A 15381-nucleotide genomic window follows, 5' to 3' on the forward strand; every position below is an offset into this window, starting at 1 on the left:
TCAGTTTCCGGCGCATGGCATACAGTAGGAAAACTGCAAGCCATAAGCTGCAAACGGTCAACTAACAACTTACATCATGAGTCAAAAAAAACATGAATTCAGCATATCGAGCTGGGCGGTCGACAACCGCGTGACGGTATATATCTTTACGATACTGATCACCATTACGGGCATTATCGCTTACATCACGATGCCGCGTGAGGACTTTCCGGAAGTCATAGAAAACAAGATTTACATTTCTTCGGTATTTCCGGGTAACTCGGCTGAGGATGTAGAAAAACTGATTATCAAGCCGCTCGAAAAGGAAATCAAGAACATCAGCGGCGTCAACAAAATCACCTCTTCCTCATTGCAGGACTATGGGATGATTATCGTCGAATTTGATGACGACGTGACGATCGAACAGGCAAAGGAGAAAACCAAGGACAAGGTGGATCTGGTCAAAGCCGATACCGACTGGCCGAATCTCGACAACGGCAGTAAAGTGGAACCGAGTGTTTTTGACCTCAACATTTCCGAAGAAGTGCCGATCCTGAACATCAACCTTCAGGGAAATTATACGACACAGCAACTCAATGACTACGGGAAACTTATCGAAGATGATCTCGAAGAAATATCGGAAGTAAAGGATGTTGTCATTTTAGGTGTTGATGACAAAGAGGTCGAAATTGCCGTAGACATCTTCAAGATGACGGCGGCGCAGGTCACTTTTGACGACATCCAGAATGCCGTACGCGCCGAAAATACCACGCTTTCCGCAGGGAATCTCGTGTCGCAGGGGTCGCGCAACAACATCAGGATTATCGGCGAGATCAAAGATCCGAAAGAGCTCGAAAACGTCATCGTAAAATCGAACGGCGGTACGGTATACCTCAAGGATGTCGCCCAGGTCAGTTTTAAGGAAGCGGAAAAAACGACTTATGCCCGTGAGAGCGGCAAGGAAGTGGTGATGCTCAACGTGAAGAAGCGCTCGAATACAAACATGATTTCGGCGATTGACCAGGTTAAGGAGCGTTTGGAAAAAGCCAGAAAAACCTACCTTCCCGCTGACCTTCAGATCAACCTCACCAACGACCAGTCTTCGCGTGTGGAGCATCAGGTTGACGAACTCTCGAACCACATCATTTTCGGGATCATCCTGGTAATGATCGTACTGATGTTTACCATGGGATTGCGCAACTCACTGTTTGTAGGGGCAGCAATTCCGCTTTCGATGATGATTGCATTTACGATCCTTTCCGCGTCGGGACTGACACTCAATACCATGGTGCTGTTTGGTCTGGTCATGGGTCTTGGTATGCTCGTGGATGACGGTATCGTGGTCGTCGACAACGTTTTTGCCAACATGAAAAAAGGCATGGACCGTTACCATGCGTCGAAAATCGGTATCGGGGAAATCGCCTGGCCTGTAATTTCATCGACTGCCACTACGCTGATGGCGTTCCTCCCGTTCCTGCTATGGCCGGGCACAATGGGTAAGTTCATGCGTTACTTCCCCATCACGCTCACGGTTACACTGACCGGATCGCTGTTTGTGGCGATGATCATCAATGCGGCCATGACAGGCGGTTCGATGGATATCGAGGACAAGAACGTGAGTAAAAAATCGGCTAAGAAATATTCCATCATCTTTACCATCATCGCCGTAATATTTGTGGTGTTGGGTAACATGAACGATTCGAAACTCATGCGCGGGATCGGGCACCTTTCCATTATTGCCTTTGTGTTGATGTGGCTCTACCGCGTCCGGATGTACAAATGGACACAGGACTTCCAGCACAGTTTTTTCCCGAGGATGGAAGAGCGATACAAGCGTTTCCTGGCGCGCATCCTTCACGGACGCACTGCATGGCTGGCTTTGCTCGGAATCATCGGGATGCTGATATTCTCGTTTATGCTTTTGGGTATCTTCCCAAGGAAGGTCTTGTTCTTCCCGGACAACATCCCGAATCAGGTCATTGCCTACATCGAATACCCGCAGGGAACCGATATCAACAAGACCAATAAGGCGACGGAATTCGTTGAAAAACAGGTCATCGGCATCATGAAGAAATATGTCGACCCGAAAACCAAGGAAAATTTCCTTGCCGAATCAGTAGTATCCCAGGTGGGTGTCGGCGCCGGAAATGCCAATGTCGATGCCGGTTCGCAGGCCGAAACCCCACACAAGGGGAAGGTAACTGTGAACTTCCGTGAATTTAAATTCAGGCGCGGGATCAATACGGCAGACATCCTGGAAGAAATCCGTGCCAAGGTAAAAGGCATTCCGGGCGCTACCGTCACCGTTGAAAAAGACGCAGCAGGGCCGCCATCAGGATACCCGATCAGTGTGCAGCTTACCGGACTGGACTATGAGCAGATGCTCAAGGAGGCTGACAGGATGATCGCGTACATCAATTCGAAGAACATACCCGGTATCGAGCGCCTTCAGGTAGACGTCAATAAGGAGAGCCCGGAGCTCGAAGTTAAGGTAGACCGCGTCAATGCCGGAAGCCTGGGTGTCTCAACCGGCCAACTGGGGTATAACCTACGCCGCTCGGTATATGGGCAGGAAATCTCGACCTATAAGGAAGGCGATGACGATTACAATATCGTCATGCGGATGCAGGAAGACCAGCGCAAGGATGAAAGTGTGCTTTTCAACCAGTCACTGACGTTCCGCAACCAGACCGGACAGATGCAGCAGGTGCCTATTTCAGGGGTGTCATCGACACGCAAAACGGAAACCTACAATATGATCAAGCGCAAGAACCAGAAGCGCATCATGACGATTTATTCAAACGTGCTGACCGGTTACAACGCCGATGAGATTTCGAAACAAATCGCTGCGGAACTCAACACTTACCAACTCCCGAAAAACGTAACCTATTCGTTCTCCGGCGAGCAGGAAGAGCAGGGCAAAAACCAAAGCTTCCTGATGTATGCACTGTTCCTGGCTTTATCGGGCATCATGATTATCATTGTACTGCAGTTCAATTCGGTGTCGAAAACAGTGGTTATCCTGTTCACCGTTTTGCTGAGTTTCAGCGGGGTATTCTACGGTTATGTGATTGCCAACATGGATTTCGTAATCCTGATGACGATGATGGGCATCATATCGCTTGCGGGGATTGTGGTGAAAAACGGGATCGTGTTGATGGACTTCTTCGTGCTGCTCCTCGATGAAAAAGTACATCAAAAAGGCCTGAAGGAGCACGACGACCTTTCGATGGAGGAGATCAAGGAGGTGATTATCGAATCCGGAAAATCGAGGCTTCGCCCGGTATTGCTGACCGCTTTGACGGCAGTTTTGGGTCTGATTCCGCTGGCCATCGGTTTGAACTTCGACTTCTTTTCGCTGATTACCGATTTGAACCCGCACATTTTCATAGGAGGGGATAACGTGATTTTCTGGGGGCCATTGGCATGGACGATTATTTTCGGACTGACCTACGCCACCGTACTGACGTTGATTATGGTGCCCGTGATGTTTTACCTTGTAAAAAACACCAAGCACTGGCTGCGCGACCGCAAGAGAAAACGCTTGGAAGCCGCCGAATAATAGCTTGTAAGCAGCGATCCGCTTCTGTGTATCAGGATAATGCCTAACGACATTACATAGAAGCGGATCTAAACCCATAAAAAAAACCGTCCCGTTATGATTAACGGGACGGTTTTTTTATTAATGAATGTAAAAGCTTAATTCCTGTTTACAATGGCTTCCTGTTTCCAGTTTTTTACCGACGCCACGCGGCTGTCAGAATAATCCACTTCGCTAAGCGCACCGTCATTCCAGAAAAACCATTTTCCGGTTTTCGCGCCGTCAGTATACTCGCCGATAGCGGTCTTGTTGCCGTTTTCGTCGTAAGAAATCCATTTTCCATGAACCTTGCCGTCTTTGTAAAACCCTTCCTGGCTTACTTTACCGTTGGCATAGTAATAGGTAGACTTTACCATTTGTCCGACAATCTCATTTTTAGGTTCGGTATGTTGTGCAAAAATCACTCCTGAAATCAGCAATGCTCCTGTCAATAGTATCTTTTTCATAATTCTGGGGTTTTAGTCAATTAATAATTACATAACAAATATAAAAATTACTTTACACTAAAAAAACTTTCGCTTAACAATTTGGTAACATTGATTAAAAACTTAACATTGGAATAAAAAAAAGCCTGTATTTTCATACAGGCTCATTATCAATATCATAGTAAAATTACTTCAGCAATCCGTCAAGCTGCGCTTCCAGCGCCGGATCAGATGGCCTTGCAGCGTCAGCATCGACTACTTTGCCCTGTGGGTCAATAAGGATAAACCTCGGAATCGAATTGATACTATAAGCCATCACAAAATCAGAGGCCCAGTTTTTATCTGCGATCAACTGGATGCCGCCCAGACTTTTCTCAGTGATCATCTTTTTCCACTTCTCGTAATCCTTTTTTTCATCGACTGAAAGACTTACGAAAGCGATATTCTTTCCGTGGTATTTCTCTTCCACTTTCTGCAAAAACGGAATCTCACGACGGCATGGCCCACACCAGGTCGCCCAAACATCGATATAAACATATTTGCCCCTCAAATCTTCCAGTTTCGTCTTGCCGCCTGCAAAGTTTTCATACTCAAACGATGGAGAGACACTTCCGGTCAGTTTGTCTTTCATTGCCTTTTGTGCGGCGGCTTCGGCTGCCTGGGCGGCGATAGCGTCCTGCTCTTCCTTGATCGCTTTCTCGATGGTCGCTTTGAAATCCGGATCAAGCCCTTTGGCTTTTAAGTTTTCTGCAATTTTAGCGTGATGCGACGCAATTGCCTTATTGAAATCTTCCTGGCTCTTGATCGACGCCATATTGGTCTGCATTTCTTCTTCCATCAGGGTCTTTTTGGCCAGGAAGTTATTCTCCTGAGCTCCTTTTCCCGTGTATACTATGGATTCATCAAATTGCTTCGCGTCCATGGTCAGATTCAGGTCGTAACCGGGTTTGAGGTACAATGAGGTGATTTCTTTGCCATCGCCCATTTCATACAATCCGGCCGGTGCGGCAAAAGTGGCCCGGAAAACACCGTCCTTATCAATTGCTATTTCCTTACTGAATTTCTTGTCTCCCGATATGGTAATCTTATCAGAATTGCGGTTGGCGATTTTGGCGGTAAACTTTACATCCTGCGCATAGACACCGCAAACAAACAGGAATAAAAGCATGCTAAGTTTTTTCATAAGTAGTGGTTTTGATTTTTGTCTCCCAAATATAGGATTTTTATTTTAAGATTGACTGTCCGGCATCCGCAGAAATCGGACCGCATTATCCTAAACTTCCGAGTGATTACCTTCCTGAATTTTGCGCATTTTTACTACTTTTGCATCTCAAATTTTTCAGATATGTACAGAAGCCACAATTGCGGTGAACTCAACGCCTCACACATCAATACAGAAGTCACCCTCGCCGGATGGGTCCAGAAATCCCGCGACAAAGGATTCATGAACTGGGTCGACCTGCGCGACCGTTATGGCGTTACCCAATTGGTATTCGATGAAAGCCGCACCGACAAAGCCGTTTTCGAACTGGCAAAAACCCTTGGCCGCGAATTTGTAATCCAGGCCAAAGGCACCGTTATTGAGCGGGAAGCCAAAAACAAGAACATGGCTACCGGTGACATCGAGATTTTAGTTTCTGAACTTAATATATTAAATGCTGCCTTGCTCCCTCCGTTCACCATCGAGGACGAAACCGACGGCGGCGAGGAGCTTCGCATGAAATACCGCTACCTTGACATCAGGAGAAATCCTGTGAAGAACGCTTTGTTGTTCCGTCATAAAGTGGCGATGGAAGTACGTAAATTCCTGTCAGATCAGGATTTCTGCGAGGTGGAAACGCCTTATTTAATCAAATCCACGCCGGAAGGCGCACGCGATTTCGTCGTGCCGAGCCGCATGAACGCCGGACAATTTTATGCCCTGCCACAATCACCACAAACCTTCAAGCAATTGTTGATGGTGGGCGGCATGGACAAATATTTCCAGATTGTAAAATGTTTCCGTGATGAGGATCTGCGTGCCGACCGTCAGCCGGAATTTACGCAGATCGACTGTGAAATGGCATTCGTAGAGCAGGAAGATATCTTAAATGTTTTCGAAGGATTGACACGCCACCTCCTGAAAGAGCTCAAAGGTATCGAAGTCGAGAAATTCCCTCGTATGACTTACGATCATGCAATGAAAACCTACGGTAACGACAAGCCGGACATCCGTTTCGGGATGGAATTCGGGGAATTGAATGCCGTGGCACAACATAAGGATTTCGGCGTATTCAATTCCGCCGAGCTCGTCGTTGGGATTGCCGCCCCAAAATGTGGCGAGATGACCCGCAAGGAAATCGACGCGCTGATTGAATGGGTAAAACGCCCGCAAATAGGCGCGAGCGGAATGGTCTATGTAAAATGCAATGAAGACGGCACGTATAAATCTTCCGTAGACAAATTCTACGATCAGGAAGATCTTCAACAATGGGCAGCAGTAACAGGCGCCAAAGCCGGCGACATGATTTTTGTGCTTTCGGGCCCGGCTGATAAGACAAGGACACAACTGAGCGCGCTGCGTATGGAACTCGCCACGAGGTTAGGACTTAGAAATCCTGAAGTATTTGCACCGCTTTGGGTGGTCGATTTTCCTTTATTGGAAAAAGATGAAGACGGCAACCGCTGGCACGCCATGCACCACCCGTTTACGTCACCGAAACCCGAAGACATGGCGCTGCTGGAGACCGATCCGGGTAAAGTACGCGCCAACGCTTACGATATGGTATTGAACGGAAACGAAATTGGTGGTGGTTCGATCAGGATACACGACAAGGCGACACAGCAGTTGATGTTCAAATATCTGGGTTTCAACGAAGAAGAAGCCCGCAACCAGTTTGGTTTTCTGATGGATGCCTTCCAGTTTGGCGCGCCACCGCACGGCGGATTGGCGTTCGGACTCGACCGTTTGGTCGCGATTCTCGGCGGACAGGAAACGATCCGTGATTTCATCGCGTTCCCGAAAAACAACTCCGGCCGCGACGTGATGATCGATGCGCCATCGGCAATCGACGGTAAGCAGTTGGAAGAGCTCAGCATCGCCCTGAAATAAGCATCCTGTCCGCATATTCGCCGACGGGACCATTTTCCGAAAACAGCGTTTTAACTTTTTTTTAATTTTTTTAACATTCGCTGATTATCATATCATTATAAATAGTACATTTGTTGCTTATTAATTATTTTTTATTACACAATGCGTACAGGTACAGTAAAATTTTTCAATGAATCCAAAGGTTACGGATTCATTACAGATGAAGAAACAGGAAAAGACATTTTCGTTCATGCTTCAGGACTCAAAGCGGAAGAACTTCGTGAGGGTGATAAAGTATCTTACGAAGAGGAAGAAGGAAGAAAAGGTAAAGTGGCTGCCCAGGTAACAGTCCTTTAATATATAATTATATATTAGTACTTCAAAGTTTCAGGCGCTCCGATCGGGGCGCTTTTTTTTGTTGGTTTTCTTTGAAGCTGTTCCTGCTGTCCGCTGTATCTTTTGCCCCGCTAAAGAAACGGGACAAAAGGATGCCGCTCCCATCAGGGCTAAAAACGCCGTTTCCGCTTCCCGTTTCACTTCCAAAAACCGTATTTTTGCCTCTATGGAATTACCGGAAAAACTCAGGCAGAAAATGGACACGCGCCGGCAGCAGCATGCGCTCCGGCAATTGCCTTCGCCAAACGGGCTGATTGATTTTGCCTCAAATGATTATCTCGGATTTTCAAGGTCGGAGGCTATATTCAGCGAAACCCATCAATATCTCACTGAACATCAACTCACACAAAATGGTGCGACCGGCTCGCGCCTGATTTCGGGAAATCATCCCCTGTACGACGCCACGGAAAAATACCTGGCCGAATTCCATGACTCCGGATCGGCACTGATTTACAATTCGGGTTACGATGCGAACGTCGGCTTCTTCAGCTGTGTGCCGCAAAAAGGCGATTTTATATTTTATGACGAATTGTGCCATGCCTCGATCCGTGACGGCATACAGCTTTCGCACGCCAAATCATATAAGTTTACGCATAACGACACAGAGCATCTCGGGCAACTGATCCTGCGCCATCATTCAGAACAGGCGCATATTTATGTGGCCACCGAAAGCGTCTTTTCCATGGACGGTGATACACCGCCTTTAGCCCAAGTTGCCAAAATATGTGAAAAATTCGGGGCCTACCTCGTTGTCGACGAGGCACATGCTTTGGGTGTTTTCGGCAAAAACGGTGCCGGTGTGGTCCAGGAACTGCAATTGCAGCAACAGGTTTTTGCACGCATCATGACTTTCGGGAAAGGATTGGGCTGCCATGGTGCCGCCGTCATCGGGTCGCCCGAACTCAGAAATTTCCTCGTCAATTTTTCACGCAGCTTCATTTACACCACCGGGCTTTCCCCACACTCGCTGGCTACGATCGGCGTGGCGTACCGACAGTTGCAGCACACCGATACTTTGGCCCGGCTCAAAAACAACATCATCCATTTCAACCAGGTCAAAACCATGCTGGGCCTGAAACCGCTCTTCGTGTACAGCAAATCAGCCATACAATGCGCCGTGATTCCCGGAAACGAAAAAGTGAAAGCTGTCGCCACGGCATTGCAGCAAAAAGGATTTGATGTGAAGGCCATCCTGTCACCCACCGTTCCGGCAGGACAGGAACGGCTGCGGATCTGCCTGCACAGTTACAACGAGGACACCCAGATTTCTCGATTGCTGCACCACATTGCCGATTTAACATTGACATAAGCCCTTTCCCGGCACGCTTGTTTGTAACTTTGCAATTCTCAAATTTTTCAATTTATTATGAAATTATTCATTACGGGCATTTCCACAGACGTCGGCAAAACAATGGCTTCTGCCATCATTACACAGGCGTTGGAAGCCGATTACTGGAAACCGATACAGGCCGGCGATCTTGATAATTCGGACACACACAAGGTAAAATCACTCGTATCCAATTCAAAATCGGTCTTTTTTGAAAACAGTTACGCCTTGAGGACCCCGGCGAGTCCGCACCTGGCTGCAGCACGCGACAATGTCCGGATCGATATCAAAAAAATCATTGAGCCCGACACCAAAAACCATTTGGTTATCGAAGGCGCCGGCGGACTTTTTGTACCGTTAAATGCGCAACACACCGTCACCGACCTGATCCAACCGGACCATAAGGTGATTGTGGTGTCACGGCATTATCTGGGGAGCATCAACCATACGCTACTTACCGTCGAGGCATTACAGCACAGGAAAATCAATATTGCCGGGGTTATTTTTAACGGCGATGAAAACCCTTCAACCGAATCGATTATCCGGGATAAAACCGGGATTCGCTGTATCGGGAGGATTGAAAACGAACCCTTTTTTGACCAGAACGTGATTCAGGAATACGCGGATTTGTTCCGTGATACATTGTTACAACTATGAGCCTGACCGAAAAAGACGAAAAATACCTCTGGCATCCGTATACGCAACACAAAACGGCTGCACCGCCAATCGCGATTTCAAAAGGCGACGGCGCTTTGCTTTGGGATGAAAACGGGAAAGAATACATTGATGCCATCGCTTCGTGGTGGGTAAATCCGTTCGGGCATTCCAATCGGTTCATTGCCGATGCGATTTACCAACAACTGACAACCCTGGAGCATGTGCTCTTTGGCGGGTTTACGCACGAACCGGCCATACGGCTCGCCGAAAAGCTGATGGAAATGCTGCCTCCGAACCAGCAAAAGTTATTCTTTTCTGACAATGGCTCCACTGCAGTCGAAGTGGCCATCAAAGTGGCTTTGCAGTATTTTTACAATAAAGGCGAAAAACGTACTACGATCATAGCTTTTGAGAATGCGTTTCATGGCGACACGTTTGCAGCGATGGCGGCCAGCGGCATCTCGTTCTACACTCAGGCATTTTCTGGCATGTTCATCGATGTAGTGCGGATTCCGGTCCCGGTAAAAGGTGCCGAAGCCGAAAGTTATGCCGCTTTACGCGAAAGCATTCAAACCCATCAGGTCGCCGCATTTATTTACGAGCCTTTGGTGCAGGGCGCCGCCGGCATGGTGATGTATGCCCCCGAAGCGCTGGACGAACTGATACGGATTTGCCGAGAACATAACGTCATTACGATTGCCGATGAAGTCATGACCGGTTTTGGAAAGACAGGTAAAACCTTCGCCTGCGATTACCTCAGATACCAGCCCGATGTGATGTGCCTGTCCAAGGCTTTAACGGGCGGGACCATCCCGATGGCCATCACGACTTTTACACAGGAACTTTTTGACGGCTTTTACAGCGATGACATCAACAAGGCATTATTCCACGGGCACACCTTTACCGCGAACCCAACGGGTTGTGCAGCGGCCCTCGCAAGCCTTGAATTGTTGCAGACAACTGCGATGCAGGACCACATCGCGCGCGTACACAAGCGACACCTTCAGTTTCAGGAACGTATAGAAAAGCATCCTAAAGTAAGTACGACGAGGGTGCTGGGCGTCATTTTTGCCCTGGAAATAAAAATCGACAGCGCAGAAAGTTACTATGGCACCCTTCGGAATAAACTTTACAATTTCTTTATCCAAAATGGCGTAATCTTACGCCCTGTGGGGCATATCGTCTACATCCTTCCACCATATATCATCAGCGATACGCAATTGGAAAAAGTATATCAAATCGTTGAACAGGCTTTGGAAATAGCGTAATTTTGCGGCAACGTAACAATTACTGCCTTGCTTAAAACCATATCCATTACAGCCATCGCGTCGCTATCGCCGCTGGGTTTTGAACCGGACGCCATCCGCAGGCATTACCAGGACGACAGGCATTTTCTTTCCGAAAAGAATATCGGCTCGCAGGTGGTTCCCGTCGGCGCGTTATCTGCGGAAGCGAGGGAAAAAATAATCGAGTTAAGGCATTCAGACCCGAAATACAAATCGCTCGACGATACCGTCTTATATGCCATTGCTGTGTCGCGTGATGCGGTACAAAAGGCAGGATGGAACGCATCGGACATTTTTGGGATCAATATCGGCTCATCGCGCGGCGCCACGGCGTTGTTTGAAAAGCATTTCACGGAATACCTTGAGACCGGAAAGTCGAGTGTCCTGGCATCACCGGCAACGACATTGGGAAATATTTCGTCCTGGGTGGCGCACGATTTACAAAGCACCGGCCCGGAAGTGTCGCATTCGATTACATGCTCAACAGCGTTGCACGCCCTGCTGAACGGCTATGCCTGGCTGCAATCGGGGCTGGCAGATAAATTCCTTGTTGGTGGCAGCGAAGCACCACTGACCCCGTTTACGATTGCCCAGATGCAGGCGATGAAGATTTATGCCAAGGGCCACGGTGATTTTCCCTGCCGCGCGCTGGATCTGGAAAAGCGGCAAAACACTATGGTTTTAGGCGAAGGCGCTGCGGTGTGCTGCCTTGAAGCCGGAAAAAAAGACCACGCATTGGCCACTATAGCCGGAATAGGGTATGCTACGGAATTGCTGGAACACAGCGTTTCAATTTCTGCGGAAGCGGACTGTTTCCAGAAGTCCATGAACATGGCTTTGGGGGAGATCCATCCGGAAGACATCGCCGTGATTGTAATGCATGCGCCGGGCACCATCAAGGGCGACCTGACGGAGTACAAAGCAATCCAGAAAGTTTTCGGTGACAGGCTGCCCTTACTGACCACGACGAAATGGAAAACCGGGCACACTTTTGGGGCCTCAGGGATGTTCGGAGTGGAATTGGCCTTGGTGATGCTTGCGCTCGATGCGTTCATTGGCGTACCGTTTGCGAAAGCACAGGTGCAGACCCGTCCGATAAAAAAGGTCATGGTAAATGCCGTGGGGTTTGGCGGCAACGCGGTAAGCGTGGTTTTGGAAAAATAAACGGTGGCGTATATAAAGTAAAAAGCGCCCCGGATACGGAGCGCTTTTTTTATCACATTAGCAAGCTTCGAAACTTCGCTATTTCATCATGACTTTTCTGGTCGTTTCGGTACCGGCCGTTTTCACTTTGACGATCAGCGCCTGGCTCGCGGCGGGAACAGTCGCCACAAATTCGAGGCTGTCGACGGCATTGTTCTGGTATACCATCCTTCCGAGTAAGTCATATACAGTAACGGCAGTAATTTGTTCATTTGAAGACAGGAACTGCAGTTGCTGCGACTTGGCGATTACCTGGATGTTGTTGTTATCGGCCGCTGGATTGTCGATGCCAAGCGGTGCGCTCGTGAAACGAAGTTCAAAACGATCTTCAACCGTAGCACTGTCTGCGGGCGTAAAGGTGTAACGGCCTTCCTTGAGGTTGGTCAGCGTATTGGTATATTTGTCGAGAAGGTACACTTCCTGGTTGTCGAAAAGACCGTCAAATCTTGACAGATTAATGGTCAACGGACCATCGATGGAGCTCTTGAACCCCAGCGGAATGATATCATCCTGGTTAAAATTCACGTCGCGGCCCTGGATGCACAATTTCTCCCCGTCGATGATGGAATAAATCATTACATAATTTCCGGAATCGAACGTCCTCCCATCATAACCGTAGTCCATATCATTCGTGGCGCCGGTGACATATCCGACCAAAGTCTCGTCGTAAGCGCCTCCCGGATTGCCGATGCTGATCCATACGCGGTGTTTCTCGACCACATCATCGGGCGTTCCCGAAATCGCATTACGGAAGAAATTACCATTGCCGTTATCGGTTTTTACGCGCATCCCGTTGTTAAAAACAATATTGGATGTGGTGTTCGATCCGGTCATTTCAATGAAAAATCCCTGACCCGCAGCGATTTTCCCGGTAGGAGTAACCCCTCCCGAAGCAGCAGGATTTCCGACAGATCCGGTCTTGTTGTATTTCGCATAGTCGTTTTGCAGGTAGTTGTAGGTTTCACTTCCCGGATTTTGCGCGCTGATCGCCGTATTGTGCGTCCAGAGGTAAATAATCCCGGTAGTTTTGGAAGCGTTGGTGGCATTACTCAGGAACAGGTCCGCGTCGATTGCGGATGGATACGGATTTCCGACGAGGTTGTAAGGACAGGACGCGGTCTTGGTTACCGATGCGTTAACGACACCATTGTTCGGAACGCCGGTAAATACCGCATTAAACGTCGCCGTAGGGTTGAAATTAAGCGATTCGGGAGCCCTGATGATATAGCCTTTCCCGGGAATCAGCGGAGCCGTTGTACTTTGATCAGACCAATAATAGATCGACGGATTGAAATAAAAGTTATAGTCTACAGACGCCGGAATGGCTGATGCCAATGTGGTCGAGGTAACCGGCGAACTGAAGTATGTGTAGTCGTAGGGTTTCAACGATGTGGTCGTGCGCGTCATTGTGATGTTTCCACTTACGGTGGACGAATCGCTGTTTTGCACCAGCGCCCCTTTGTCCTGAATCACAATGCTTCCATTGATTGTCAGGTCATTTTGTATTTGCACGACTTTGCCCGAAGTAATCGTAAGGGTATTATTGTTGTTTATCTTCAATTCGCAGGCCGTGATGCCGCCATTGGTCGTTGTGTTGTAATCGGCTGCGATAATCGCCTTCATGTTGATGTTGGGCGTGCCATTGCTCCACCCGTTGTTGTTCCACGTAGTGGTTCCGCCAGAACAGATTGAATATTCATCGGCGCCAAGGGTAGGCGTTGTGCCCCTGGTGTCGCCATCAATATCTGTGGTGATGCCACTGATGGCCGTTCCCACATTCAAAGCGGCCTGTGCGCTCGCGAGGTGCAGGTCTACTGCTGAAGTAAAACCTGTTGTCAGCGGCACATTGACGTTAATCGACTGTGCATCTTTGGTAGTGACTGCCTTCCAGTCGGCCAGTGTGGTTTTAAGATTTCCGGACGAATAAAAACTTCCCCAGCTTCCAATGTACTGGGAAGCGTAGTAGTTATTGTAATTGATGTTGGTGAAATCAGAAGTGTTGGTCACGGTAGTGTAAACGCAGAATCGGGTTGAGCCGGAAGTCTGGGCATTCACAAAAATATTGTTGCGGATGTCTAGCTGCGTACCCCCGGCAATAAACAAACATGCTGACGCGCCTGTGGATTGGTTGGTCGCCTGTCTTACCGAGTTAAAATATAGTTTTACTGACGTCCCGCCGGCAATATAAATACCATTGCCGCTCTGCGAATCCGGGCTTCCGCCACCGGCAGATACTACATTTCCGATCATGTTATTATAGAGCAACGCATTGTTCCCGCTGATGTAAATCCCGCTCATGAGTTTGTTGTCGGTCATGGTAATGGTGTACACCTTGTTGCTATGAATGGTGGCGTTGGCACCCGTAACCGAAATCCCCGCATTACCATCGTTTGTAGAATTTGAAGTCACCGCGGTGATGGTATTTCCGTTCACTGTTGTTGAAGAGCCTGAAACATACAGTCCGTAACAGATGTTGTTTCCCGAGGCGTTTTCAACATTGGTCAGCGTATTCGAAGAGATGGTCCCGGTGCTGGCCCCAGTGACATAAATGCCTGAGTGAAATGCCGTACCCCCTACGCCGTTTGGCCTCTTTACACCGTCAATGGTATTTCCTGAAATCGTATACGTCGTGACATTGGCTACATAAATCCCGACGTAAGGCTTACTGCTGTCAGTCGCCGCGCCGATACTGTTATTGCTGATGGTCCAGTTCGCATTTGACGAACTGCTGCCGTTTACATATATACCCTGCTTGACAGTGGTAAATGTGTTGTTGCTTACCTCGTTGCCGGAATTATCCGCGGCATTCCCAAGGCCGCTTCCTCCGGAATACACTCCGACAGACAGGGTGCCGGCACTGGCATCGATGATGTTCGTCCTCAGAATGCTGTTCTTGACTTTGTTGTTATTTGCAGTGTTATAAAGCCAGACTGCCGCCCGCGCCGTATAAGAATTTCCCGAATCGTTAAAGGTGTTGTAAATCGTGAGCTGCTTGTCGCTTGTACCGTTGTTACCGTCAATGGTCACGTTGTCCGCGCCGTTGAACTGAAATACCGCACCATTGGAAACCGAACCTGAAATCGTGATGGTCTTGCCCGTATTCGGTTTTATCGTCAGCGTATTGCCGGCACTTCCGGTGTATTGATTGATGATCAGCGGGGTATTGGCAACCAGCGATTGGTTTTCATCAATAAGGAACGTGGTTGCGCCGTTAATCCCTACAGTATTGACATAAGTAATGGCGGAGGCCAAGGTAAGGTATTGCACCCCATCTGTGGTAGTGCTTCCGATTTTTTTGGTTCCGTTGATTTGGGCGTGGGTTAAAAAAGGGATAATAAAAAACAGTAAAATTTTCTTCATGTGATTGGGACACTTGTAATGCTATGCAAGCATAGCTTTTGTTATTGCTTGCACAAAAATATCGCCGACTGGAGTTA

10 protein-coding genes are annotated in these 15381 nt (G+C 48.3%); 7 read left to right on the forward strand and 3 right to left on the reverse strand.

All coding sequences use genetic code 11. The features are described 5' to 3' along the window. Positions 1–76: 76 nt before the first annotated feature. Positions 77–3541, forward strand: a complete 3465-nt coding sequence (locus HYN48_RS02370; RefSeq protein WP_108369610.1) for an efflux RND transporter permease subunit — start codon at positions 77–79, stop codon at positions 3539–3541. Between the two features lie 137 nt (positions 3542–3678). Here the strand turns inward: HYN48_RS02370 and HYN48_RS02375 are convergent, their stop codons facing one another. Both HYN48_RS02375 and HYN48_RS02380 read right to left on the reverse strand, forming a co-directional pair. Further along, on the reverse strand, positions 3679–4026 hold the full coding sequence (locus tag HYN48_RS02375; protein WP_108369611.1) for a toxin-antitoxin system YwqK family antitoxin: 348 nt from the start codon (positions 4024–4026) through the stop codon (positions 3679–3681). A gap of 166 nt (positions 4027–4192) precedes the next feature. Further along, the gene (locus HYN48_RS02380; RefSeq protein ID WP_108369612.1) at positions 4193–5188 is read right to left on the reverse strand and encodes a TlpA family protein disulfide reductase; all 996 of its coding nucleotides are present in this window, start codon (positions 5186–5188) and stop codon (positions 4193–4195) included. A gap of 162 nt (positions 5189–5350) precedes the next feature. Between HYN48_RS02380 and aspS the strand changes: the two genes are divergently transcribed. The 6 genes from aspS to HYN48_RS02410 all read left to right on the forward strand — a co-directional run bounded on the left by aspS (position 5351) and on the right by HYN48_RS02410 (position 11905). Continuing rightward, positions 5351–7096 (forward strand): aspartate--tRNA ligase, encoded by a 1746-nt coding sequence (gene aspS / locus HYN48_RS02385; RefSeq protein WP_108373284.1) that lies wholly within the window; start codon positions 5351–5353, stop codon positions 7094–7096. Between the two features lie 141 nt (positions 7097–7237). Further along, on the forward strand, positions 7238–7432 hold the full coding sequence (locus HYN48_RS02390; RefSeq protein ID WP_108369613.1) for a cold-shock protein: 195 nt from the start codon (positions 7238–7240) through the stop codon (positions 7430–7432). Between the two features lie 205 nt (positions 7433–7637). Next, positions 7638–8780: an aminotransferase class I/II-fold pyridoxal phosphate-dependent enzyme gene (locus HYN48_RS02395; protein ID WP_108373287.1), complete on the forward strand. Its 1143-nt coding sequence runs from the start codon at positions 7638–7640 to the stop codon at positions 8778–8780. 57 nt (positions 8781–8837) lie between these two features. Next, the gene (gene bioD, locus HYN48_RS02400; RefSeq protein ID WP_108369614.1) at positions 8838–9455 is read left to right on the forward strand and encodes a dethiobiotin synthase; all 618 of its coding nucleotides are present in this window, start codon (positions 8838–8840) and stop codon (positions 9453–9455) included. Further along, positions 9452–10723, forward strand: coding sequence for an adenosylmethionine--8-amino-7-oxononanoate transaminase (bioA, locus tag HYN48_RS02405; RefSeq protein ID WP_108369615.1), 1272 nt, complete (start codon positions 9452–9454; stop codon positions 10721–10723). The genes bioD and bioA overlap by 4 nt, the downstream gene beginning before the upstream one ends. 27 nt (positions 10724–10750) lie before the next feature. Next, the gene (locus HYN48_RS02410; protein WP_108369616.1) at positions 10751–11905 is read left to right on the forward strand and encodes a beta-ketoacyl synthase N-terminal-like domain-containing protein; all 1155 of its coding nucleotides are present in this window, start codon (positions 10751–10753) and stop codon (positions 11903–11905) included. Between the two features lie 78 nt (positions 11906–11983). On the opposite strand, the gene HYN48_RS02415 is transcribed toward HYN48_RS02410, so the two are convergent. After that, entirely contained in the window at positions 11984–15304 is a 3321-nt protein-coding gene (locus HYN48_RS02415) for a hypothetical protein (RefSeq protein WP_108369617.1), read from the reverse strand. Between the last annotated feature and the right edge of the window lie 77 nt (positions 15305–15381).

This window comes from Flavobacterium magnum (assembly GCF_003055625.1).
Classification (GTDB): Bacteria; Bacteroidota; Bacteroidia; order Flavobacteriales; family Flavobacteriaceae; genus Flavobacterium; species Flavobacterium magnum.

Bases quoted from the DNA above. Each gene is read 5' to 3' on its own strand.
- HYN48_RS02370 (WP_108369610.1), top strand. From the start codon at position 77: ATGAGTCAAAAAAAACATGAATTCAGCATATCGAGCTGGGCGGTCGAC.
- HYN48_RS02375 (WP_108369611.1), bottom strand. From the start codon at position 4,026: ATGAAAAAGATACTATTGACAGGAGCATTGCTGATTTCAGGAGTGATT.
- HYN48_RS02380 (WP_108369612.1), bottom strand. From the start codon at position 5,188: ATGAAAAAACTTAGCATGCTTTTATTCCTGTTTGTTTGCGGTGTCTAT.
- aspS (WP_108373284.1), top strand. From the start codon at position 5,351: ATGTACAGAAGCCACAATTGCGGTGAACTCAACGCCTCACACATCAAT.
- HYN48_RS02390 (WP_108369613.1), top strand. From the start codon at position 7,238: ATGCGTACAGGTACAGTAAAATTTTTCAATGAATCCAAAGGTTACGGA.
- HYN48_RS02395 (WP_108373287.1), top strand. From the start codon at position 7,638: ATGGAATTACCGGAAAAACTCAGGCAGAAAATGGACACGCGCCGGCAG.
- bioD (WP_108369614.1), top strand. From the start codon at position 8,838: ATGAAATTATTCATTACGGGCATTTCCACAGACGTCGGCAAAACAATG.
- bioA (WP_108369615.1), top strand. From the start codon at position 9,452: ATGAGCCTGACCGAAAAAGACGAAAAATACCTCTGGCATCCGTATACG.
- HYN48_RS02415 (WP_108369617.1), bottom strand. From the start codon at position 15,304: ATGAAGAAAATTTTACTGTTTTTTATTATCCCTTTTTTAACCCACGCC.